Annotated in this window: 24 protein-coding genes; 7 read left to right on the plus strand and 17 right to left on the minus strand. The window is 42.8% G+C overall.

What is annotated here, in order from left to right:
* Nucleotides 1–124: 124 nt before the first annotated feature.
* On the minus strand, nt 125–1,702 hold the full coding sequence (gene guaA / locus AAEY99_RS12275) for a glutamine-hydrolyzing GMP synthase (protein ID WP_162022616.1): 1,578 nt from the start codon (nt 1,700–1,702) through the stop codon (nt 125–127).
* A 104-nt stretch (nt 1,703–1,806) separates the two neighbouring features.
* Nucleotides 1,807–3,273, minus strand: a complete 1,467-nt coding sequence (guaB, locus tag AAEY99_RS12280) for an IMP dehydrogenase (protein WP_101085482.1) — start codon at nt 3,271–3,273, stop codon at nt 1,807–1,809.
* 118 nt (nt 3,274–3,391) lie between these two features.
* Here guaB and xseA point away from each other — a divergent pair, with 118 nt between their 5' ends.
* Nucleotides 3,392–4,732 carry an exodeoxyribonuclease VII large subunit gene (gene xseA, locus AAEY99_RS12285; protein WP_101085484.1) on the plus strand — a complete coding sequence of 447 codons (1,341 nt, stop codon included), beginning with the start codon at nt 3,392–3,394 and terminating at the stop codon, nt 4,730–4,732.
* A 244-nt stretch (nt 4,733–4,976) separates the two neighbouring features.
* On the opposite strand, the gene AAEY99_RS12290 is transcribed toward xseA, so the two are convergent.
* Nucleotides 4,977–5,654: a YiaD family glycine zipper/OmpA-like lipoprotein gene (locus AAEY99_RS12290; RefSeq protein WP_162022615.1), complete on the minus strand. Its 678-nt coding sequence runs from the start codon at nt 5,652–5,654 to the stop codon at nt 4,977–4,979.
* A gap of 102 nt (nt 5,655–5,756) precedes the next feature.
* Nucleotides 5,757–6,638, minus strand: coding sequence for a choice-of-anchor H family protein (locus AAEY99_RS12295; RefSeq protein ID WP_351010650.1), 882 nt, complete (start codon nt 6,636–6,638; stop codon nt 5,757–5,759).
* Nucleotides 6,639–6,979: 341 nt separating this feature from the next.
* Here AAEY99_RS12295 and AAEY99_RS12300 point away from each other — a divergent pair, with 341 nt between their 5' ends.
* From AAEY99_RS12300 to AAEY99_RS12315, 4 genes are all read left to right on the plus strand, one after another.
* Entirely contained in the window at nt 6,980–7,336 is a 357-nt protein-coding gene (locus AAEY99_RS12300; RefSeq protein ID WP_242445092.1) for a PepSY domain-containing protein, read from the plus strand.
* A 3-nt stretch (nt 7,337–7,339) separates the two neighbouring features.
* A complete protein-coding gene (locus AAEY99_RS12305) occupies nt 7,340–8,023 on the plus strand; it encodes a response regulator transcription factor (RefSeq protein ID WP_059747866.1) in 684 nt (227 codons plus the stop codon).
* Nucleotides 8,016–9,344 carry an ATP-binding protein gene (locus tag AAEY99_RS12310; RefSeq protein WP_101085491.1) on the plus strand — a complete coding sequence of 443 codons (1,329 nt, stop codon included), beginning with the start codon at nt 8,016–8,018 and terminating at the stop codon, nt 9,342–9,344. The genes AAEY99_RS12305 and AAEY99_RS12310 overlap by 8 nt, the downstream gene beginning before the upstream one ends.
* Nucleotides 9,345–9,523: 179 nt before the next feature.
* Nucleotides 9,524–11,044: a DUF3300 domain-containing protein gene (locus tag AAEY99_RS12315; RefSeq protein ID WP_351010652.1), complete on the plus strand. Its 1,521-nt coding sequence runs from the start codon at nt 9,524–9,526 to the stop codon at nt 11,042–11,044.
* Nucleotides 11,045–11,149: 105 nt separating this feature from the next.
* Here the strand turns inward: AAEY99_RS12315 and AAEY99_RS12320 are convergent, their stop codons facing one another.
* The 7 genes from AAEY99_RS12320 to AAEY99_RS12350 form a co-directional block, all read right to left on the minus strand.
* Nucleotides 11,150–12,553 carry an ATP-binding protein gene (locus tag AAEY99_RS12320; protein WP_351010654.1) on the minus strand — a complete coding sequence of 468 codons (1,404 nt, stop codon included), beginning with the start codon at nt 12,551–12,553 and terminating at the stop codon, nt 11,150–11,152.
* An 86-nt stretch (nt 12,554–12,639) separates the two neighbouring features.
* Complete coding sequence (locus AAEY99_RS12325; protein WP_162022611.1) at nt 12,640–13,299, minus strand: response regulator; 660 nt, start codon at nt 13,297–13,299, stop codon at nt 12,640–12,642.
* A 16-nt stretch (nt 13,300–13,315) separates the two neighbouring features.
* Nucleotides 13,316–14,212, minus strand: coding sequence for an FAD:protein FMN transferase (locus AAEY99_RS12330; protein WP_351010656.1), 897 nt, complete (start codon nt 14,210–14,212; stop codon nt 13,316–13,318).
* Between the two features lie 56 nt (nt 14,213–14,268).
* Nucleotides 14,269–15,567 (minus strand): DUF3570 domain-containing protein, encoded by a 1,299-nt coding sequence (locus tag AAEY99_RS12335; protein WP_351010658.1) that lies wholly within the window; start codon nt 15,565–15,567, stop codon nt 14,269–14,271.
* Nucleotides 15,558–15,797, minus strand: coding sequence for a DUF4266 domain-containing protein (locus tag AAEY99_RS12340; protein ID WP_162022608.1), 240 nt, complete (start codon nt 15,795–15,797; stop codon nt 15,558–15,560). Before AAEY99_RS12340 ends, AAEY99_RS12335 begins: the two co-directional genes overlap by 10 nt.
* 4 nt (nt 15,798–15,801) lie before the next feature.
* On the minus strand, nt 15,802–16,314 hold the full coding sequence (locus tag AAEY99_RS12345) for a TlpA family protein disulfide reductase (protein WP_243756159.1): 513 nt from the start codon (nt 16,312–16,314) through the stop codon (nt 15,802–15,804).
* Between the two features lie 116 nt (nt 16,315–16,430).
* On the minus strand, nt 16,431–16,997 hold the full coding sequence (locus AAEY99_RS12350; RefSeq protein ID WP_101085505.1) for a cytochrome b/b6 domain-containing protein: 567 nt from the start codon (nt 16,995–16,997) through the stop codon (nt 16,431–16,433).
* A gap of 136 nt (nt 16,998–17,133) precedes the next feature.
* On the opposite strand from AAEY99_RS12350, the gene AAEY99_RS12355 reads away from it, so the two are divergent.
* Both AAEY99_RS12355 and AAEY99_RS12360 read left to right on the plus strand, forming a co-directional pair.
* A complete protein-coding gene (locus AAEY99_RS12355; protein ID WP_351010660.1) occupies nt 17,134–17,322 on the plus strand; it encodes a hypothetical protein in 189 nt (62 codons plus the stop codon).
* A 273-nt stretch (nt 17,323–17,595) separates the two neighbouring features.
* Complete coding sequence (locus AAEY99_RS12360; protein ID WP_351010662.1) at nt 17,596–17,835, plus strand: hypothetical protein; 240 nt, start codon at nt 17,596–17,598, stop codon at nt 17,833–17,835.
* 16 nt (nt 17,836–17,851) lie between these two features.
* Here the strand turns inward: AAEY99_RS12360 and AAEY99_RS12365 are convergent, their stop codons facing one another.
* The 6 genes from AAEY99_RS12365 to ispG form a co-directional block, all read right to left on the minus strand.
* Nucleotides 17,852–18,061 (minus strand): DUF3565 domain-containing protein, encoded by a 210-nt coding sequence (locus tag AAEY99_RS12365; RefSeq protein WP_350999924.1) that lies wholly within the window; start codon nt 18,059–18,061, stop codon nt 17,852–17,854.
* A gap of 109 nt (nt 18,062–18,170) precedes the next feature.
* Entirely contained in the window at nt 18,171–19,637 is a 1,467-nt protein-coding gene (der, locus tag AAEY99_RS12370) for a ribosome biogenesis GTPase Der (protein WP_101085510.1), read from the minus strand.
* Nucleotides 19,638–19,740: 103 nt separating this feature from the next.
* Nucleotides 19,741–20,976: an outer membrane protein assembly factor BamB gene (gene bamB, locus AAEY99_RS12375; RefSeq protein WP_101085512.1), complete on the minus strand. Its 1,236-nt coding sequence runs from the start codon at nt 20,974–20,976 to the stop codon at nt 19,741–19,743.
* Nucleotides 20,977–20,988: 12 nt separating this feature from the next.
* The gene (locus tag AAEY99_RS12380; RefSeq protein ID WP_101085514.1) at nt 20,989–21,609 is read right to left on the minus strand and encodes a tetratricopeptide repeat protein; all 621 of its coding nucleotides are present in this window, start codon (nt 21,607–21,609) and stop codon (nt 20,989–20,991) included.
* A 26-nt stretch (nt 21,610–21,635) separates the two neighbouring features.
* Nucleotides 21,636–22,910 carry a histidine--tRNA ligase gene (gene hisS / locus AAEY99_RS12385; RefSeq protein ID WP_162022604.1) on the minus strand — a complete coding sequence of 425 codons (1,275 nt, stop codon included), beginning with the start codon at nt 22,908–22,910 and terminating at the stop codon, nt 21,636–21,638.
* 95 nt (nt 22,911–23,005) lie between these two features.
* Nucleotides 23,006–24,121 (minus strand): flavodoxin-dependent (E)-4-hydroxy-3-methylbut-2-enyl-diphosphate synthase, encoded by a 1,116-nt coding sequence (gene ispG, locus AAEY99_RS12390; protein WP_101085518.1) that lies wholly within the window; start codon nt 24,119–24,121, stop codon nt 23,006–23,008.

Raw genomic sequence — 24,121 nt, forward strand, 5'->3', positions numbered from 1 at the left:
ACGTGTTTTTTTGGGGTATCTGTCACTCTATAAAACCTAGGTAATTGTCATACGCGGCTATTCTAGCAAATAAAAAAGACGCCGCAGCGTCTTTTTATTTAAAGTAAGGAGTCACGCTACAGCGTTATTCCCATTCAATTGTTGCAGGTGGCTTACCTGAAATATCATAAACCACACGTGAAATACCATCGACTTCATTGATAATACGATTCGACACGCGACCCAAGAAATCATACGGTAAATGCGCCCAATGCGCAGTCATAAAGTCGATAGTTTCTACCGCGCGTAACGATACAACCCAATCATACTTACGACCATCACCCATTACACCTACCGAACGAACAGGTAAGAAAACGGTAAAGGCTTGGCTGACTTTATTATACAAATCCGCTTTATGCAGTTCTTCAATAAAGATAGCATCGGCACTGCGCAATAAATCACAATACTCTTTTTTGACTTCGCCAAGAACACGAACACCGAGACCAGGTCCTGGAAACGGATGACGATAAAGCATGTTGTAAGGCAAGCCTAACTCTAAACCTATTTTACGCACTTCATCTTTAAATAATTCACGTAATGGCTCAACTAAACCCATCTTCATATTGGCAGGTAAACCGCCAACATTGTGGTGCGACTTAATTACATGCGCTTTACCCGTTGCACTGCCCGCTGATTCAATAACATCAGGATAGATAGTACCTTGGGCTAGCCATTTGGCATTAGCGCATTTCTTTGATTCTTCGTCGAAAATCTCAACAAACACACGGCCAATGATTTTACGTTTGGCTTCTGGTTCTGCTTCGCCAGCCATCGCATCTAAGAAACGGTTTTCAGCATCGACGTGAACAATTTTGAGTCCAAAATGATCGCCAAACATTTCTAATACTTGATCCGCTTCATTCAAACGCAGCAAACCGTTATCAACAAACACACACGTTAGTTTATCGCCAATCGCACGATGTAATAACATCGCCACAACCGATGAATCTACCCCGCCAGATAAACCCAGAATAACTTCGTCATCACCAATTTGCTTTTTTAAACGCTCAATAGCATCTTCAATAATTGATGATGGCTTCCAATTGGCTTTACAGCCACAAATGTCTAGCGCGAAATGCTCTAGCATACGCTGACCTTGGCGAGTATGCGTCACTTCTGGGTGAAACTGTACGCCGTAAAAACCTTTCTCTTCATTGGCCATAGCGGCAAACGGACAAGTTGCCGTTTTCGCTACGGTCACAAAACCTTCAGGGATAGCAGACACTTTATCGCCGTGGCTCATCCACACATCAAGCAAAGGTTTGCCTTCTTCGCTAACGGCATCTTCAATGCTTTTAAACAAAGCTGATGTGGTTTGCAATTCAATTTGTGCGTAACCAAACTCACCTTCGCCAACGCCTTGAATCACTTTGCCACCCAGCTGCTCTGACATGGTTTGCATGCCGTAACAAATACCCAATACCGGTACACCAGCAGTAAACACATATTCAGGGGCACGCGGTGAATTGTCTGCTGTGACACTTTCAGGGCCACCGGCTAAAATAATACCATTTGGGGCAAACTCACGAATTTGCGCTTCGCTCACATCCCACGCCCATAACTCACAATACACACCAATTTCACGGATACGACGCGCAATAAGTTGAGTGTACTGAGAACCAAAATCGAGGATTAGAATCTTATGATCGTGAATATTACTCATGAATAACCTTTACATATTAATTAAGTGTAATAACTCGCATCCAATTGATGCGGTCAAATTAACGCTAATAAAACGAGGGCGACATAACGTCGCCCTTATCATAATTACGAACGATAGTTTGGTGCTTCTTTGGTAATGGTCACGTCATGAACGTGTGACTCACCCATACCTGCTGAAGTCACTCTTACAAACTGTGCTTTTTCATTTAACTCTTTAATCGTGGCACAACCGGTTAAGCCCATGCATGAACGCAAGCCGCCCATGTGTTGATGAATGATCTCTTTCAACTTACCTTTGTACGGCACGCGACCTTCAACACCTTCAGGTACGAGTTTGTCTGCTGCGTTGTCACTTTGGAAGTAACGGTCAGATGAACCTTGAGTTTGGCCCATAGCGCCCAGAGATCCCATACCACGGTATGACTTATAAGCACGACCTTGGTAAAGTTCAGTTTCACCCGGCGCTTCTTCAGTACCAGCAAACATAGAACCCGCCATGATGCATGATGCACCTGCAGCTAATGCTTTAGCTAAGTCGCCAGAAAAACGAATACCGCCATCAGCAATAACAGGAATGCCTAAGGCGAGTACTGCTTCAGCAGCATCAGATACTGCAGTGATTTGTGGTACACCGACACCCGTTACAATACGAGTGGTACAAATTGAACCAGGGCCAATACCGACTTTAACGGCGTTAACGCCCGCTTCAACTAGCGCAATTGCACCAGATGCGGTGGCAACGTTGCCGCCAACAATTTGTAAATCAGGGTATTTGGCTCTAGTGTCACGAATACGCTGCAATACGCCTTCTGAGTGACCATGTGATGAGTCAATCAATAACACGTCAACACCGGCTTTTACGAGCGCGTCAACACGCTCTTCATTGCCAGGACCCGCGCCAACTGCAGCGCCCACACGTAAACGACCTAATTCGTCTTTACATGCGTTTGGTTTGCGTTCAGCTTTTTCGAAATCTTTAACGGTGACTAAGCCTTTAAGTTTAAAGTTTTTATCAACCACTAAGACTTTCTCAATACGATGAGAATGCATTAGTTTTTGTACTTCATCTAACTTAGTACCTTCAGTTACTGTGACTAGACGATCTTTAGGGGTCATCATGTCGGCAACGGTTTTGCTCCAATCAGTCACAAAACGCACGTCACGACCTGTAATAATGCCCACTAGTTCGTGTGCATCATTGACTACAGGGTAACCAGCAAAACCATTATGTTCAGTTAATAAACGTAAATCAGTTAAGCTTGTGGTAGGTGTAACAGTAACGGGATCTTGAACAATACCGGCTTCATAACTTTTAACTTTACGGACTTCTTCGGCTTGTTGCTCAATACTCATGTTTTTATGAATAAATCCTAAACCACCTTCTTGCGCCATCGCGATCGCAAGACGAGATTCAGTCACAGTGTCCATAGCAGCAGACACAAGTGGAATATTTAATTCGATTTTAGTCGTTAAACGAGTTTTAAGAACAGCGGTATTAGGGAGTACGGTCGAGTGGGCAGGAACCAACAACACATCATCAAAGGTTAGTGCATCTTTCAGTAAACGTAGCATGGCAACATCTCCCTAGTAAGTAGGATTTGAGGTGAAATATTGCGGCGAGATTATACCTTGCATATTGCAGTTGGTAAATGGAAAATGGATTTTTATTAACGTTAGAATGAGAACTCTCATGAGTGCCACAAAAAACAATGTTTATAGTGTTTCGCAATTAAATAGCGAAGTGAGGCATATTCTTGAAGGTCAAATCGGCAAAATTTGGCTAAATGGTGAAATATCAAACTTTTCGGCCCCAAGTTCAGGGCACTGGTATCTCACCTTAAAAGACGCTCATTCACAAGTTCGCTGTGCCATGTTTAAGGGCCGTAATCAATCTGTGCGCTTTAAACCCGTCAATGGTCAACAAGTGTTGATTAAAGGCGCCATCAGTGTTTACGAGCCTCGTGGCGATTATCAGCTGCTACTTGAGTCAATGTTGCCAGCAGGTGATGGACTACTCGCACAAGAATTTGAAGCATTAAAACTAAAATTGGCCGCTGAAGGCCTATTTTCCCTAGAAACCAAACGCCCTATTCCAACTAATATCCAACGAATTGGTGTCATCACATCGGCAACGGGTGCGGCGTTGCGAGACATCTTGCATGTATTAGCACGCCGAGATCCCTCTATCGAAGTGGTTGTGTACCCCACTCAAGTTCAAGGTGCTACAGCCAGTCAATTAATCTGCCAAGCCATTGTTACTGCCAATCAACGCATGGAAGTTGATGTACTGTTGCTTACCCGTGGTGGTGGCTCGTTAGAAGATTTATGGTGCTTCAACAGCGAACATTTAGCCCATGCGATTTACAACAGTGCACTGCCTGTGGTGAGCGCTGTTGGCCATGAAATAGATACCACTATCAGTGATTATGTTGCCGATGTACGCGCCCCTACGCCGTCAGCCGGTGCTGAATTATTATCGAAAGACAAAGGCAATAAAGCTGAAAAGTTGGCGCTATTGCTATCGCGTTTACAGCAAGGGATGAAACATTACCAATTGCAGCAGTATGGACGATTAACTCAGTTATCTCACCAACTCCAACGCCATGAGCCGCAACATAAACTGCAGCAATTTGAACAACGATTTGACGAAATGCAAATGCGCTTAGAAAATGCCTTACAGCATAAACTCAGTCGCCTAACCTTACGCCACCAGCAATTACATAATCGCTTGCAACAACGTTCACCAATTAATACCTTAACCATAGAAAAACAACGGCTTGGGTATTTAATTGAACGCTTTAACGACGCCAGTAAAGATTATTTTAAACAGGCTGAATCACGAGTTTCACAGGCCGCCCATAAACTTGATACCGTCAGCCCGCTGGCAACCTTGAGCCGAGGTTACTCAATCACAAGTACCAATGAGCATGTTATCGAAAATGCCAATCAATTAAGCAATGGTGATGTAATTCATACTCGGTTAAAGCAAGGAAGTGTCACCTCAACAGTGACAGATGTCTCAACCAAATAACGAACATAAGCTCGATGAAAGAAATGTGCTGGGAATGTGTGAACCAGAGATATTATCGATTATATATGCTTGTTATTTAACTCACTTAACATCCATATATCAAATTACGTGTGCCAAATACATGTAGTCATCTAGATTATTGTTCACTAACTCCGTTATCGGTTAAACAAAAAAGCCATCTTTCGATGGCTTTTTTATTTACAGATCAACAAGCATCGCTTGTTAACCACACTCATGGATAAAACTATTTACCCATTGGTGTTAATACAATTTCTACACGACGATTTTGCGAACGACCTTGCTCGGTAGAGTTGCTGGCAATTGGGCTTGACTCGCCCATACCAGTTGAAGATACTCGTGAACCACTAACCTTCTGGCTCGTCATATATTGCGCAACTTCACTCGCTCGTACTTGTGACAAACGCAGGTTATAAGAATCTGAACCCGAACTGTCGGTATAACCAATCACATTTAAGCGAGTGTCATCATATTCTTTAGCCACTAATACAACACTGTTTAACACTGATTTAGCGCGTGAACTTAAGACAGTTTGATCAACCGCAAAAGTCACTTCATTAGGCATGTTCAGTACAATATTGTCACCGTTGCGCGTCACACTCACGCCAGTTGATTTTAACTGTTTACGCAATTCTGCTTCTTGCACATCCATGTAATAACCAATACCACCACCAAGAGCCGCACCAGATGCTGCACCAATTAATGCACCTTTACCGCGGTCGCTTTTGCTTGATGAAAGTACACCAATGGCTGCGCCTGAAAGACCACCGATAATAGCGCCATTTGTGGCTTTAGCATTTTCTGATTCGCCCGTATAAGGATTAGGTAATTGGCAACCAGACAACAACAGCGCCGAACCGATTAATGAACTGCATAACAATGATGCATTTAACTTTACTGACATACACACTCCTAACTACTTATCCCATATGGATAAGTAAAAACTGACAAAATCAAAAATCGTCATTCTAACGTAGATCTAAGGTACATAAGCATAAATTTTACGTTATATTTTATTAATCAAACGTCGACGAAACCCAATCACTCCAGCGAGTAAGCCAATACTTAACCAAGATAACGCCCCGCCTGAATGTTCAGTTTGGATATACACCTCTTCCACATAGACCGCATCACGGTCGCTACTTTCAAGTGGCAACGCGTACAAGGCATTCGACTCATCACTACTTATTGTCGCAACCGGATCGGCATAACCTAGTTCATATAAATCGATCAACACATCATAGTGATCGGCTTGATAACCACTGGCTAACGTAGTGAGCACTTCGTAATCATCATTACTAGAATCTGCGTGGAGGTTGAATACGTCAGTTGAGTAATAATGGATCCACGGCCCACCATCTTGGCTTAAATATAACTCGGCAAATACATCAGCCTGAATGTCACCCGCACTGCTGGTTATATCAGCATCAAAGGTCACACTAAAGGTTTGATAAAAACCATCATAATCATAGTCATCAAATAAACTTGAATCTGCACCGTAGAAAGAAAAGTCGTAATAAACAACTTGATTTTGCTGCGCCAACGCTCGTTGTTGCTGGTTGGCCGTTGTCGCGGCAGCTTTTTGATTTTTAGCCATCACTTGTTCACGGGTGACTTTTTTATTCAGGGTTGCAACGGTACCTTGCAACTTAGCTTGCTCATGTAAAGCGCTCACCCTAGCCCGCTTGTCCGCTTCAGTTTCTGGCGTTTGCGGATTAATGACTCTTGCTTGACTGTATGTACCAAAAGCTTGTTCAGAGATCCGCTCGGCGCCTTGTACTGTTGGCGAACTTAACCAGAGTGCACTAGCAACACATAAACTTACGCCCCATTTTAGCTGGGTATTAATTGTCGATAGATTGGCTGTCTTGGCAGTATTATGTTTCATGTTAGTTCCTCACAGTCTTGATATTGAGGCCATTTAACCCTAATCAAAATGAACGTAAGCTGAACATAGTAATAAGGTAGACTTCCGATATCGCTAACCTTTAGTGCCACTGTTATAAATCAATACCGCGAAAACATCCCATAGAGGTAAACCATTCAGTTAATGTTCATCTGCTACCCATTATACTGCCAAGTCAAATCATCGATACATTGGCATTTACTGATATCTTACGGGCGTTTATGTTTCGCTTACGGCTATTTACTCAATAAGATTAAGTAGATGTTTCTATATAGAAAGGGATCTTTTACACTGGCAATAATGAGGTTATTAGGGAACACAATATGCAGCGTATGCTCAACGTAAATGCCACCATGTTAGGCCTGATGTTAGCGGTACTTTCACTAGCGTGCTCAGTGCCGTCCTATGCTGCTGCATTACATTCATCAGCAGGTGCTCAGTTCTCCCCAGGCCCCAATAATAATCGTCAAAACAATAACCAGCAGAACAGTAATCTGGTGGTTAATAGCGCTCAACAAGCTGTACAAATGGCTCAACGAAGTTATTCAGGTAAAGTATTAAAAGTGCAATCAGCTAACGTCAATGGACATCCTGGTTATCGAATTAAATTACTCACCAATGATGGAGTCATTTTTTATGTGTTAGTCGATGCCACTAATGGCTCGGTTACAAGGAACTAGCTCATGAGATTATTACTGGTCGAAGACGATTTAGCCCTACAAGCAAACATCAAACAGCACCTTATCGACGCGCAATATACTGTTGATGTCGCCAGCGATGGTGAAGAAGGCTTATTTCAGGCTCAAGAATATCAATACGATGTCGCCATTATCGACGTCGGTTTGCCTAAGCTTGATGGCTTGTCATTAATCAGTAAGTTACGTGAGCAAGACATTAGCTACCCGATCATTATTTTAACCGCTCGAGACAGTTGGCAAGATAAAGTGGTCGGATTAGATGCCGGCGCAGACGATTACTTAAGTAAGCCGTTTCAGCTAGAAGAACTTGTCGCACGAATTAATGCATTAATTCGCCGCTCCGCAGGTAAAGCCAGTCCAGTGATTCAAAATGGTCCCTTTAGCATTAATACCCGCAGTTTAGAAATTAAAAAGAGCCTGCAAATAATTAACCTTAGTGGTTCTGAGTACAAACTATTTGAATACCTGATGCTGCACCCAGGGTCGGTACATTCCAAAAGCAGTTTAATTGAACACATTTATGATCAGGATTTTGATTTAGACTCCAACGTGATTGAAGTGTTTATCCGTCGTTTACGTAAAAAACTCGACCCCGACAATCAATATCAATTAATTGAAACACTGCGTGGTCAGGGCTATCGACTGCGTCAATTAGACCCTGATGCGTAAACTACTCAGCTCGCTTAAAGTCCGCATTGTGATCAGTGCGTTATTACTGATTTTGGTATTATTGCCCATTATCGGCATAACCGTTAATAACGCCTTTGAAACCCAAATTAATGTCGCGGCAAAAAACCAGTTAAAAGCCTATGTTTACTCTGTTTTAGCCATGGCAGAAGTGGAAGATAACCAATTACAAATGCCGTCTCATTTACTTGAAAACCAATTCAATGTGATTGGTTCAGGTCTTTATGCGTTAATCACCACCAAAGATAATCAGCTACTGTGGACCTCAAACTCATTTCTCGGCCTCAACACCCCGATTAACTTACCCAAGCCCGTAACCGGTAGAAGTACCTTCGACTCGATATTGATTAATGACAAGCCACAGTTGATATACAGTTTTAGCGTGAGTTTTGCCACCAGCGAACAGCCTTTTACCATGACGCTGCACATTATAAAAAACCAACAAGAATACCTACAACAAATCCAAAAGTTTTCTAACACCTTATGGACTTGGTTGCTAGTGTTAACCGCCTTATTGGTTATTGTACAGCTCAGCTGGTTGCTATGGACCCTAAAACCTTTAGGCCAATTTAGCCAAGAACTCAGTGCGGTAGAACAAGGCACATCAATGCAACTCAGTACCCGCTACCCTGTGGAATTGCAAAAAGTAGCGCAACAGTTAAACACCTTATTACAAACCGAACAAAATCAGCGTAAACGCTACCGTAATGCGTTAGCCGATTTAGCCCACAGTTTAAAAACACCTTTAGCGGTAATCCAAACTCAAGCTGATTTAAGCGACGCCTCGATGGAACAAATTAACCGTATAAACCAAATTATTGCTTACCAACTAAAGCGGGCACAAAGCGCGGCTGGCAGTGCTTGGCACTTAGGGGTTAATGTTGACAGTATTGCCGTTAAATTAGTCAGAACCTTAAGTAAGATATACCAACATCAAAACCTCACCATTGAGTATCACCCCAACGAACAAGCCCGCTTTAAAGGCGATGAAGCAGACTTAACAGAAATGCTTGGTAATGTGCTCGACAATGCCTGCAAAGCCGCGAAAACAAAAGTGACATTAACCCTTACACAGCAAGATAGTCAGCTGTGCATGACAATTGAAGATGATGGAGAAGGTATTCCGAAAGATAAACAGCAACATATTTTTGAACGGGGGATCCGTGCAGACACTTACACTCAAGGCCACGGGATCGGACTGGCAATCGTTAGAGACCTTGTCGACAGTTATCACGGTAAACTTACTGTTGGCCAATCGGCATCATTGGGTGGCGCTCAATTTGAGTTTACTTTCCAACAATAAACACCTGCTTTAGATTGCCGCTATATACTATTTGTTTAGTTTATCTATCTAGCTTATTGCTCTTGCTTACTCCTCTCGCATAGTTCTAGCGTATTAACTTCCGTTATGAGCTTTCAGCTTATGTTCATCTTCGGCCCGTTATGATGAACCTAACAGTCATCAATGACGCTGGAGATAACATGAAAAAAGCCATTCACGTACCCGCTCAGGCATTGCTCGCCTTAGCCTTGGTCTGTATGCCATTAACCAATGTGCAAGCGGCGCAACCAACTAATTCATACACTTATACCGCAGAAGATGATGTGGTGAGTGATGCTGAGTTGGCACAAATGCTCGCGCCAATAGCGCTATATCCAGACAGTTTATTAACCCACATATTAATTGCGTCAACGTACCCATTAGAAATTGTCCAAGCCAAACGCTGGTTATCAAACCAAGGTAACCGCGACACCAACCAAATTATGACCGAGGTAGAGTCGCAAGACTGGGACCCAAGTGTCAAAGCCTTGGTAGCATTTCCCAATGTATTGCAGCGTTTAAATGATGATTTAGCGTGGACTCAAAGCGTAGGCGATGCCTTTTTGCAAGATGAAGGCCGCATGCTAGACACCATTCAATCATTAAGACAACAAGCTGATGAAGCCAACAACTTAGCCGACCTTGAGCAAGTAAAAGTGTCGCGGGTTGAGCGCCGGATTATTATTGAATCAGTTCGCCCAGAAATTGTTTACGTGCCTTATTACGACAGCCGTATCGTTTATGGCAACTGGCGCTGGAATCGTTATCCACCGGTTTATTGGAATGCACCTGCTTACGTACATTATCGCCCTAACCACAGTGCTATTTACTGGGATAGCGGAGTACGTATTAGCTTTAACTTCTTTTTTAGTGGTTTTCATTGGCATGATCGCCGTGTAATTGCGGTACCAGTAGGTCAAAACTACCGTTACTACACACCACGAAAAATAAGCTACAGCCATGGTGCCCAACATTGGCAACATAAACCTAAGCATCGCAAAGGTGTGGCTTACCAAAGCCAAGTGATCAGCAAACGTTATAATGGCCATTATGAGAAACGTAACAAGCAGGTAAGTTATTCACGCGAAGCCAAACGCCAGCAAGCCAATGAACCTCGTCATTATTCCACCAAGGTGAATGATCAGCGTAAAGACATAAACCATAGCAGCAAGCAGGATAAGCGTAGTGACAAATCAACGTTAAGAAGTGTAGGCCGCAATGAGCCGATTGAGCACAAAAGTAGCCAGCTAAAACGCGAGTTAAGCCAGCAACGTCAACCAGCAGCACAAGTAAAATCATTTGAGCGCAAAGGTGAGCCGATGAAGTCAAACTACAGTCGCCAACGCGATGTGGCCCAAACTAAGCCTAAGTATGAGACAAAACCAGTGGCGAACATAACAAGCAAGCCGCGCACTCAAGAATTACAACAAGCTCAACGTAACACTCGAGTTGAAACATCGCGCCAGCCGCAAGTTAACGCGATGCGCAATCCACAACAGCAAGTGAAACAAATACGCAGGAGTGAACCACAAAAGCAGCAAGTTCGCGAAACAACTCGATCGACGCCTCAGCAAGCTTCGCGATCAATGAGTCAGCAACGTGATAATGCATCATCACGCCGTGCAAGCCAATCGAGAGACACCGGGCCTTCAAGAGAAAAACCGTCTAGAGAAAGACAGTAAACAGTAAAAAAAGCCGCGAACTACAACACAAAACAACATGAGTAGGTCTTGTCTCTCATGTTGTTTTTTGTCTATATAAAATCAATAAAATTGCCAGTATTCACGCTAAACCTGAGCATGGGGTAATACAATACAGACATTTAAGCCATGAGGTTCTACTCGGCTAAAAGTCAATTCACCATGATGTAAACTGATAATATGCTGACAAATTGATAAGCCTAAACCCGCACCATGTGAAGCGTTTTCATCAACACGATAAAAACGGTTTTTGGCTAAGCTGATTTCCTCATCTGACATACCCCGGCCTTGATCAAGCACATAAATTTTTGTCTGTTGCTCGTCCTGAGTAACCTTAATGGTTATTAAGGATTCTTTAGGACTGTATTTACAGGCATTTTCGATAATATTTTTCAGTACTAATTCGATGTAAAACGGATCGGCATTAATGTTCATATCTTTAGGAACAACGATATACCACTCGTAATCGGCAATGACGTGTACTAGCTGATTTATCACATTCTCAATAATATCTTGTAGCTTACAATCGGTTTTATTTAACGCCTCTATCGCATCCACTCGTGATAACAACAACAGCTGCTCCACTGTATGGCTAATGCGGTTTACACCCTCGCCTATGGCTTCTATATATGGCAACGTTGCCTGCTGAATTTGTGGCATTTGGCTAGACAATACATCGCTTAAGCCATCGCTGTGTAACTTAATAATCGCTAATGGCGTTTTAAGTTCATGGGCGGCATCGGCACTAAAACGACGTTCACGGATCATCGTCTCGCTAATGCGCAGCAAGAAGCCGTTAAGGGCTTTTTGCGTTGACGCTAACTCCTTCGGTAAAGTGAAATTGATAGGAGTTAGGTCTTGGGCTGAGCGGTTATCTAAATGACGTTCTAATAACTTAACCGGTTTAAATAAGTAATAAGTTAACAACAACATGAAAAACATCATAATGGGAGTAATGATTAACGGCGAGCGCCAGGTGTTGCTGATAATTAATGACACGATCTCTCGTCGAACATCATCACGCTGTGCGGTTACAATCCATACCTGATGCGACGATGAGAAAAAGCTGTACACATGCCATAACTCATTATCGATGCTACGAGTGTCATAGCCTTGGATGAAATTGGTTAGCTGTTGCTCGCCAGAACTATCAGAATACGCGAGTAACTGCCCCGAGCTGGACAGTAATTGAAATGATAATTTATGCTCATAAGACAAGGTGACAGGATTAGATTGATCAGCAAAGGTTTCTATTTTTGAATCCGCAACATGGAACAAACTTGGCTGCTGGAGCAATTGTGCCAGTTGAGCTTCTGTTAAATGTTCGACATAAAACTGTTCCAACATTTTGGCGGTTTGCACCATCTGCGCATCAAACAATTCTTCGACTTCATGCATAGCATCACGCGTACTGAGTATGCTCGAAAAAGTTACCGTAAGAACAATCCCCACCAGCATAATCAAACTTAATAATAATCGTAATGAAAACATAATATCCTTATTGTATTAAGTGTAATTAAGTCGCTGTTTGGCTGCCCAGCATTTACTTCATCTACCCTATCTAGCTCATAATAAAGCTATACCGTTTCAGTTAAAATATAGCCTATACCGCGCACGGTTTTGATCAGCTCAGTGGCCGTTTTTTTACGTAGATGATGAATATGCACTTCAATCGAGTTGCTGCCCACTTCATCCCAGCCATAAGTTAGCTGTTCAAGTTGATTACGGGTTAATACGCGACCTGCTGATTGAGCAAATTCGAGTAACAATTGATATTCACGGCGTGAAAGCGACACTAACACATCGCGAAAATGCACTTCACAACGGGCAAAGTCGATGTTGAGAGCACCATAGCTAAATTGGTTATTATCTAGGCCATGTTGGCGTCGAATAATCGCCTTAAGCCTAGCAATTAATTCCCTCACATCAAAAGGCTTACTTAAATAATCATCGGCACCAATATCTAAACACATTAAGCGGGTGTCGAAATCAGTGTTGGCTGTTAATACAATAATAGGTAATGAGATACCATTTTTACGCCACTGTTTTAATAAGTCTGCACCATTGCCGTCGGGTAAACTTAAATCGAGAATAATGGCGCTAAAATCTTCATTTCCTAAGGCGATTTGGGCTTGATTATATGATGCTAAATGATCGACCTGAATACCTGATTTAGCTAAGCTCATTACGATGCCTTGTGCTAACAACTTATTATCTTCTACTAATAACACCCGCATTCAATACCCTTATTCATTAACGAAACACCTTAAAATCGACACCTTGTTGCTGTAAAAAACCTTCAGCATCAGCTCCTTTTAGCATCGACATTGTGGCCAACATTCCTGCCATAACACAATTGGGCGCCAGCACAGTGACCGATAATGGCGCTTGCTCTACAGGGTAACCCTTTTTAGGATTAATAATATGCCCATAACGTTTACCGTCCACCTCTATGTAGCGCCGAGTAGTGCCGCTAGTGGCTAACGCCCCCTGGCGAATGGATAACAGTGCCGCAGCGTTATCAAGCTTATGAGGGTTTTCAATCCCCACCTGCCAGCCATCGCTTTTGGTGATCGGGCAAGCAATATCACCACCAAAGTTGACTAATACCGATTGCTTTGGCCAACGACTCGCTAATATTTGTGCGGTGCGATCCACCGCATATTCCTTACCGATACCGCCAAAGTCGACACTCATGCCTGCAGGCATACAGACGGTCTTATCCGTCAATGCAATACGAGCAAAACCCACATTGAGCAAAGCGGCATCAATATCAGTTTGTAACGGCACTCGATGGTTACCATCAAAGCGCCATAACGCCATTAATGGACAGGCACTGATATCAAATGCTGATTCACTTAATTGAAAACATTGTTGAGCAAATTGCAATAAATGCACTGTCTCGGCATCAATCGGGGTCGTTTCACCTTGGGCATGATTTAACTGCCACACCACGTTAGCTTCAATAAAACGGCTGAATTTATGTTCTATACGCTTTGCTTCGTCATAAGCAATAGTCAGCATTTGCCTCGCAATATACTCGTCATCAACTGCCATTAATAATTCACATGGGCTAGCCATAGCATTAAATGAACCTAAAAAGCCCCAAGGACGAGGCTGTAAGCTCATCACTTTTGGGGCTTTTGACATTGTTGTTAGTGGTTCAAGCAAGTTAAATTACTCTGTTTATTGATGACACATTCATCTTAAAACGAATAACTCACTTGAGCTACTATCGCTTTCACCGCTGGGAATAAATCGTAGTTTTGTAGCTGACCAGGTATCTGAGTACCATTATTTTCAGGATTTTGCTGATAATACTCAATACGATAACTTAATTCATGGCCACCCGATAAACGCTGGCCAAATTTAAGTCCTATGGTGTAAGCCGTCATATCACCAATGCGATAATCGGCGCTGGCATACTCTGGTATTGCATCGCCACTCATCAAGAATGGTTGATAAAACTCAGCGGCTTGCTGCTGGTAATAACGTAAGTGCAATTGTGCGTACATAGTTGGACTAAAATTATATCGGTAATGCGTTTCTAAAGTATGCGATTGAATATCCCAATCATCAGTACTATAGCGATATGAAAAATCGACTACGCCAGAATCCAGTGCACCTTTGGTGAGTAAAAACACACTGTGCTTAAGGCGTGAGTCTGGACGATTTTCGTAACGGTAAGCTTGTGTTTGACCGTTAACATCGACCTCACTAAGGATCTTATACGGGTCGGTCATGTAACCTGACACACTTGATAAACCATAGTTAGCTTGCATCAACCAATTACGATTAATAATCTGAGTCACACCAAACATAATATCACTGGTTTGTTTAGTATCATCACCCGCTAAACGCGTTTGATCAAAGGCTGCTTGATAATCGGCATCACTGGCATAATCGCCACGAAACACCATTTCTGACATTGCCACAGGACGACCGCCAACAGGGTCAACCACATCATTGGTAAATGCCCCCGATAACGACAATGTAGTGTTATTTTTATTAAAACTACGTTCAAGACCCGCGTTAATGCCCATCGAAAGATAATCAAACTCTTTTGAACCGTACACACCTACGTTACCGGTCCAATCTTGATTAAGCACTTCTTGCCAGTTAGCGCTAAGCTGAACACGAGTATCATGAAAGGTATCATCTAGCGGTGTTTCGCCAGCACTGACAGTATATTGGCCATCACCTGACGGACGCGTGAAAGTTTGACTGTCACTTTGTGCAACGGCACCAGAAGCTGATGCACCGGTTAAACTGTCGACCACAATTTTAAGGTCCAATAACGAACTGTCACCAAAGGCTTTTTGTACATTACCAATCGCTTCTGCAGCTTGAACACGGTCTTGCTCGCCATAATACATAATGGCAGCATCGACCTTCCAATCATCATTGGCAGGAATCGGTTCTGCTGCACTGGCCTGTTGGCTTAATAAACTACAGCTTGCTAATGCCAACGCACTGGCAATACTTTGCTTAGATGTTAGTTGCATCCACAACCTCCGCCCGCTAATGAGCGACCACCACTAGTACCTTCTTTGCTAAAATAAATATGGTCATCTAACGCGAGATCAAGTTTTTCGCTGTTCAACGCCATATCAGCACGGGCTAATTGATCTTTTTCCCAAGGTTGTACACCTAAGTTCGAACAGCCAACCAAACTACTGACAATGGCTAATGCCACCACAGCTTTGGCAAAGGGTTGATAAAATGCTTTTGTCATCAATTTACTCCTGTAACAACATTTGGATTTCTTGTTCATAGGCGGGAATGTTTTCGGTAAAAAAACCCATGTGAGTTTGCACTAATTCACCTTTACGATTGAACAAAAAGCTACTTGGCATACCTTGTAACTCAAAGGCTTGGGCAATATCACCTTCAGGGTCGAAACGAAGATTAAATTTTGCCGGCAGTTTGCTCAAAAACTCACGGGCTAATGTGGTATCAACATCAAGGTTAATTGCGACTACCTCTAAACCTTGTTGTTGATATTTAGCCTGGATGGCATTCATCCACGGAAATGATTTACGACATGGAGCACACCAAGACGCCCAAAAATCGACATAAACAACTTTGCCAGCAAATTGTTGCAGACTGACACTTGCGCCTTGTTGATCTAACACATCATGTTCTAATGACGGAGCAGCTTGAGCTTGGGCATTAACACCTAACCCTATCGCTAAACTTAACGCTATAAACTTAATGTTACGAAAATGACAAAATAACCCAATTGACATCATATTTTCACCTAATAAACATATTGCAAACAACATAGTCCACCAATCTTAAGATTCACTTAAGCATTGTAAAGATATCGTAAAGACAATTTATGCCATTAAAAAAAAAGAAAATAACATTAGCCTCCAATCATTTTCGACACGATGCCTTTATCATTACCAGACTCGGCCACTAAAATCCCTGCTAAATGTAAACTTATAAAAGGGATGAAATACCACAGTGCCAACTTATGAATTGTTTCAGCCTGCTCTTCTATTGCCTCTGGACCAAACTTGAGTAACAAACCTGTTATTACAGAGAACGCTATGCCAGCATAAAATACCCAATACACCCATGCCTGAAACTTTTGCTTTGTCGTAGCTTGGCGCGAAAAAGGTGACGGATAATGCAGACCAAATTTAGCCATATATACAAACCGAGCAAAAACAAATACGCCCACCGCATAGCCAAAATAAATATGCCACTGGAACATAACGCCACGAATACTTTTAGCAATGCTCACCGCTTGTTTATCGGTAATAATGACATCTAATTTCGCTAAGCCTTGATGAATTATGGCGGCCATATGGTTTTTTTCCATCCACCCAAGCCTTAGTAATACGGTTAATAACATCACCATCATGGTCAAGGCCAACCCCCAATGAATAAGACGATGGAATAATGGATAAGTTGTCTGTGTTTGCATATAAACCTCGGTAGGATTGCGATGATGGGGCCATTATCACGCCGGAATCTTAACAATCACTTATGGATAACAATAATCGAAAAAGAATCTAAAACATGACACTATGGCAATAAAATAACTTTGAACGAACTCACACATGACTCATTTTCTGCACAATACCCGACAAATGGCGTTATTCCTTGCAGGTTTAGGAACTTCATTGGGCGGACTTTATACTTTATTCCCACAGTGGGCTGTCGAAAACCTTAGCCAGTTAACCTATCACTCCAGTGACACAATATTTATTCAGCATTGGGGATTTATGGTGCAATACCAACTCCAATAATTATCTGGTCATTCAGCGGGAGTTCTGCGCCTTCTAGGCAAGTAATAGGATTGTAGACATAGTTGTTCTCGGCAACAGCTCCTGCGTTGCTCTATCTCCTGCGTCCTTGCAGTCGTACGCCAATAAGCTGCATAGAAGGTGCAGAAATCCGCCCTGCGGGAGCTACTCAGGGTTTCCATTTCTTTGTTGCATTGTTTTACAAGGGAACAACCATTCTTTCAACAATGCGCCTCAAACTGGAAACCTGAGTGGCTCTGATTGAGCACATAATTAATGGAATTGGTATTAGTAGGGTGTAGCTTTTTTATTGCGATGGTCCGTTCAACTTGGATAAAACCACTGTTTTGCATTGCGCTAATTGAAAAGCTATTTTTTATTAGCCTAGTATTGAGCAATGCCAATCAATCTTTTGTCGATGGCTTTTGGCTATCAATGGTAATGGACAGTATTATATGTGCTTACATCGCCGCTTATTTATGGTTTTGTCGAACCACTTCAGATTTAACGTCTTAAGCTAAGCAAACTTAATTTAGCCAAGACTATCTGGCGGTGCCGCGACATCGCATTTTTTACAAATAAGGATCATTCCTAATTGCTGTTGCCGACCTTCTACTGTTATTACCCAAGGGCGAACAGTCCAAGGTGGATTATGCCGAACATGTTGAAAATGGCCGCAACCTAATTCTGCCACCCAATGATGTTCTTCATCCAAATGATAACCGGTAATTTTTTGCTGCATCCTAGTTCACCCAATCTTTAATCCCAATTCTAATAGACGGTAAACACCTACAAAAAAGCCTGAACAAGTCAGGCTTTTTGAGTAATAAGTAACTTAAATAACAACGAGGTTACTTAGTACGATCGCGAATGTGGCTCATTGCACGCTTACGACGACGCTCTTGACCCACGGTCAACTTCTCAGTTCTACCTTCAAACGGGTTAGAACCTTCATGGAAACGTAACTGAATTGGCGTACCGACTACTTTTAATGAACGACGGAAATAGTTCATCATATAGCGCTTATACGAATCAGGTAGTTTCTTAACTTGGTTACCATGAATAACCACGATTGGTGGATTATAACCGCCAGCGTGAGCATATTTAAGCTTCACACGACGACCATTCACCAATGGTGGTTGGTGATCATCTTGCGACATTTGCATAACGCGCGTTAGCATTGATGTACTTACGCGACGTGTCGCACTGTCGTAGGCTTCTTCAATTGACTCATATAAATGACCAACGCCAGTGCCATGTAATGCCGAAATAAAGTGAATACGAGCAAAATCGATAAAGCCTAAACGGCGATCAAGTTCGCTTTTAACACGGTCTTTGACTTTTTGATCAATACCGTCCCACTTGTTTATCGCAATCACCAATGCACGGCCTGCGTTTAAGGTAAAACCTAATAAACCAAGATCTTGCTCTGCAATACCTTCGCGTGCATCGATAACTAATAATACTACGTTAGCATCTTCAACCGCTTTCAAGGTTTTAATTACCGAGAATTTCTCGATAACTTCATTTACTTTACTGCGACGTCGAACACCAGCAGTATCAATTAACACGTACTCTCTACCTTCGCGTGACATTGGAATGTAAATACTGTCACGAGTGGTACCTGGCTCGTCATAAACGACGACACGTTCTTCGCCGAGGATACGGTTAATCAGTGTTGATTTACCCACGTTAGGCTTACCAATAATGGCGAGCTTAATCGGTAAGTTTTGTAGGCGTTCTTGTTCTGCTTCCGCTTCTTCTTCAGTATATTCACGTTCAACTTGCTCGCCTTCTTCGTCGAGTTCGCGAACAATACCCATAGCTTCGGCATAAGGCGTTAGTGCGTAGTCAATCATGTTGGTTACACCACGACCTTGCGCGGCAGCCATTTGATAGACTTCACCTAAACCTAGAGACCAAAATTCACCACAAGCTGAATCGGCATCAATACCATCAACTTTGTTGGCAACCACAAAAGTGACTTTATCACGGCTACGTAAATGCTGAGCAATCGCTAAATCGGCAGCGGTCATACCAGCACGAGCATCGGTCATAAATAATACGACGTCAGCTTCTTCAATCGCGGCCAATGACTGTTCAGCCATTTTGGTTTCGATCCCTTCTTCGCTGCCATCAATACCGCCAGTATCAACAACGATAAACTCGTAGCCAGCTAGAAATGCACGGCCGTACTTACGGTCACGTGTTAAACCTGGGAAATCAGCGACTAACGCATCACGAGTACGAGTAAGACGGTTAAATAATGTCGATTTGCCGACATTCGGTCGCCCTACAAGGGCCACAACAGGGATCATGATTTTGCCTCTAAAAAACTTTTCAATAAAAAGCCCCCGGAACGCTTCCAGGGGCTCTAGTAAGGACATTATACCTTAATTAACGCAAAAATAGTGCTATGACTTATTCCGCATCAGTTTCAGTATCTTCCTCAACATTCATTTGCTCTTCTTTGTTCAACGTAACAATCGCGACTTTGCCGCTACGGCCTTGAACATAGATTTTGTCACCCACCACTAAAGGTTGGGCATATAATCCATCACTATCAACTTGAACTCGGCCAACTATATCGCCGCTATTACGGTCAATAAAATGCAAGTAACCTTCAAAGTCACCGACAACAATATAATTATCAATTACTGCAGGGGCTGTTAACTCACGGTTTTTAAGGACTGAAGTGCTCCATAACTCTAAACCATTACGGCGATCGACAGAGTAAATACGGCTATGATCATCGACCAAATACAGGCTAATACCTGCAGCGGCTAAATCATTAAAGCTTGAATATTTACGCGACCAAACTACGCGACCGCTACGAAGTTCCATAGAGACTAAGTTACCATTGTAACTAGCAACATACAGATTTTCGCCCAGTATTAATGGCGTCATATCAATATCAGCCATCCGGGTAAACTCATTTGCACCGGTTGGACTAAAAACGGCTTGTTCCCAAGCAGCTTGGCCATTACTTTTAACGACAACTGCGACTTTACCGTCAGCTGTTCCCAAAAAGAACCCGCCCGCTTCATACGCAGCAGAACCTGTACCTCTTAAGGTAAGATTTGGCAGTTGCATTTCATAGGTCCATAACTTTTTACCATTATCGATATCAAATGCTTCAAATGCGCCTTTACTGGTATTTACCGCGACAACATCTTCTGCCACTGTTGGTGCCGATAATAACTCGCCATTTGCTTGCGCAGACCACACAACGTCACCCGTTGCTTCGTCAAGCGCAACCAATAAACCGGTTTCGCCACCAACAAACACTTTATTACGTGCAGCGGTAACACCTGCAGCTAAAAGAATACCCTTGGTTTTGGTTTCAAGCTTATCTTCAAAGACATCATTGAAGTCTTTTTTCCAAAGCTCATCACCGGTTGTTTCATCAAAGGCAACCACAATACCGCTACGATCGGCGACAAACACCTTGCCGTAACGAACGGTAGGACGAAGTTGAGAGTAATAATCCCCTACACCGTCGCCGACACTGGTATCCCAAGTAATCTCAGGAAACACGGTTGCTTGTATATCAACTAATTCACTCACTGGCTCTTCTTCAACATCACTTGAAGAACAAGCAGACATAAGAGCAACACTTAACCCAACGGCAAGTAGATTTTTACACCACGACTTCATCGGCTAAATTCCTTATGCCTTGTTTAGATTGTCTAATTTCATGGTCAGCGCTGGACTGGCTAACGCGCCACCATTATCCACTGCTGCTTGATAAGCTGATTTGGCTTTATCCAAATCACCTTGACGCACTAAAAAGTCGCCTTTCAATTCTTCACGTTGTGAAGCAAATGCTTTATCAGTCACTTGATCTAACGTCGCTAACGCCATGCCTATATTGTTTTGTTCTGCTTGAATACGTGCTAAACGAATCATCGCTACCATACCCAAACCAGAACCTGGTTGGGCAGCAATTATCTTAGTAAATGAGGCTTCAGCTTTAGCTAAATCACCCGCTTCAACCGCTGACTTTGCTACCATCAATTCAAGCAATGCTTGATAACCTTGCTGATCATGTTCTGATGCAAAGCTTTCTGCCTGAACCAATAACGCAGCAGGGTTAGCCGACTGTGTCACGATAGACTGAAACGACTCTGAAGCTTCTTCAGCCGCCGTCACTTTCATGTCTGAATATTCGTTCCAACCATATAGACCGCCAAGGCCTACTACGGCACCCACAATAATTGAGGTACCATAATCTTTCCAGAACTGCTTGATAGCATCTACTTGTTGTTCTTCTGTGCTATAAATTTCCACTTGCACTTCCCCTTTAAAATCTGTTCTTAAATCAGTTCTGCAATTTTAGCTACGAGTTCACTACGCGTAACCAATTGTTGTTCATCGTTTGTTCTTAGCGGTTTAATAGCGACTTGGCTATTAGCCATTTCGTTTTCACCAATAATTAACGCAAACTGAGCACCACTTTTATCGGCACGTTTCATTTGCTTTTTAAAGTTGCCACCACCGCAATGGCTCATGACTTTAAGTGTTGGTAACTGTTGACGCAACTCTTGAGCCACTTTAATGGCTTCAACGACGCAATTTTCACCCATTGCAGTGACATAAACGTCAACTTCTGGGGCAATATCACTGGTTAACTCAAGTGTTTCAAGCAATAGTACAATACGCTCAAGGCCCATTGCAAAACCAACAGCTGGGGTATCTTTACCACCAAGTTGGCCGACTAAGCCGTCGTAGCGCCCACCCGCCAATACTGTACCTTGAGAGCCCAGACTAGTGGTAACCCATTCAAATACAGTGCGGTTATAATAATCTAAACCACGGACTAAGCGCGGATTAATGGTGTATTGGATACCAACAGCGTCTAAGAGTTCACATAAAGTTGAAAAATGTGTCTTGGTCTCTTCACCAAGATAGTCCATCAATGCGGGAGCATCAGCTAAAAGAGCCTGCACTTGCTGATCTTTACTGTCTAGCACTCGCAATGGATTGGAATACATGCGACGTTGACTATCTTCATCTAACTTGTCTTTGTGCTGCTCTAAGAATGCAATTAAGGCATCACGGTAAGCTGCACGTTCAGCCGGATCGCCTAAAGTATTAAGCTCAAGTGCCACGTGTTCTTTAATGCCTAACAAGTCCCATAAACGGGCAGATAACATTAATACTTCAGCATCAATATCGGCGCTAGCAATGCCGTAAACTTCAACGCCAAACTGGTGGAATTGACGGTAACGACCTTTTTGCGGGCGCTCATGGCGAAACATGGGTCCCATATACCATAAACGTTGTTCTTGATTGTAAAGCAGACCATGTTCGTTACCCGCACGCACTGTTGAGGCTGTGCCTTCAGGGCGTAAGGTTAAGCTGTCACTGTTACGATCTTCAAAGGTGTACATTTCCTTTTCAACAATATCGGTCACTTCACCAATAGAGCGTTTAAAAAGATCGGTACTTTCTACAATAGGAGTACGAATTTCACTGTAACCAAATGCACTAACTGATGAGCGCAATACAGCTTCGACTTTTTGCCATAAAGGACTTTGAGTAGGCAGAATATCATTCATTCCACGAATAGCTTGGATTTGCTTTGCCACTGTTAACGTGTCCACTTCTTGATTAGCTTGCGCTAATAAAATGTAAATATACCCTCAACATCGACAACTCTTGGTTGCCATGCACAGGATTAAGATTATTCAGTTTTATCGATTATCGCGATGCGATTAGCCATCATGCTGGCTTTAGCGCGGATTTTTGCTTCTAAACCATCGACAATATTTTTATTGTCAAAGCGCTCTTTTTGACGCACTCCGTCATCATAATAACCGCTCTTAGCATGGCCGCCAGTTAAGCCGATATCAGCCACTAACGCTTCACCTGGACCGTTGACTACGCAACCAATAATAGACACATCCATTGCAGTGGTAATGTCCTCAAGACGACGTTCGAGTTCATTGACGGTACTAATCACATCAAACTCTTGGCGCGAACAAGAAGGACAAGCAATAAAGTTAATGCCACGGCTACGAATACGTAGCGACTTTAAAATATCAAAACCAACTTTAATTTCTTCAACCGGATCGGCCGCTAACGAAATACGTAAAGTATCACCAATGCCTTCAGCTAATAACATGCCTAAACCGACAGCTGATTTAACTGAACCCGCACGCATCCCACCGGCTTCGGTAATACCTAAATGTAACGGTTGACGAATTTGTTTAGCCAGCAGACGGTATGATGCGACAGCCAGGAATACATCTGACGCTTTAACGCTGACTTTAAATTGATCGAAATTCAAACGGTCCAAAATATCCACATGACGCATCGCTGATTCAAATAATGCTTCAGGCGTTGGTTCACGATATTTGTCCATTAAGTCTTTTTCAAGCGAGCCACCATTCACTCCGATACGGATGGGAATGTTTTTATCGCGGGCGCACTCAACCACACTGCGAATGCGTTCTTCATTGCCGATATTACCTGGGTTAATACGCAGGCAATCTGCACCGTATTCGGCCACTTTAAGCGCGATACGATAATCGAAATGAATATCGGCCACTAATGGCACATTGACAGACTGTTTGATAATTTTAAAGGCTTCAGCATCATCCATTGTCGGTACTGAAATACGTACAATATCAGCGCCCACTTTTTCTAATGCTAGAATTTGCGCCACGGTGGCCGCAACATCGGTAGTTTTAGTATTCGTCATCGATTGAACAGCAATCGGTGCACCATCACCAATAGGGACATTGCCCACATAGATACGTGTTGATGGTCTGCGAATAATTGGGGATTCGTTATACAT

The sequence above is a fragment of the Shewanella sp. S1-58-MNA-CIBAN-0166 genome, assembly GCF_040310085.1.
Taxonomy (GTDB): Bacteria; Pseudomonadota; Gammaproteobacteria; order Enterobacterales; family Shewanellaceae; genus Shewanella.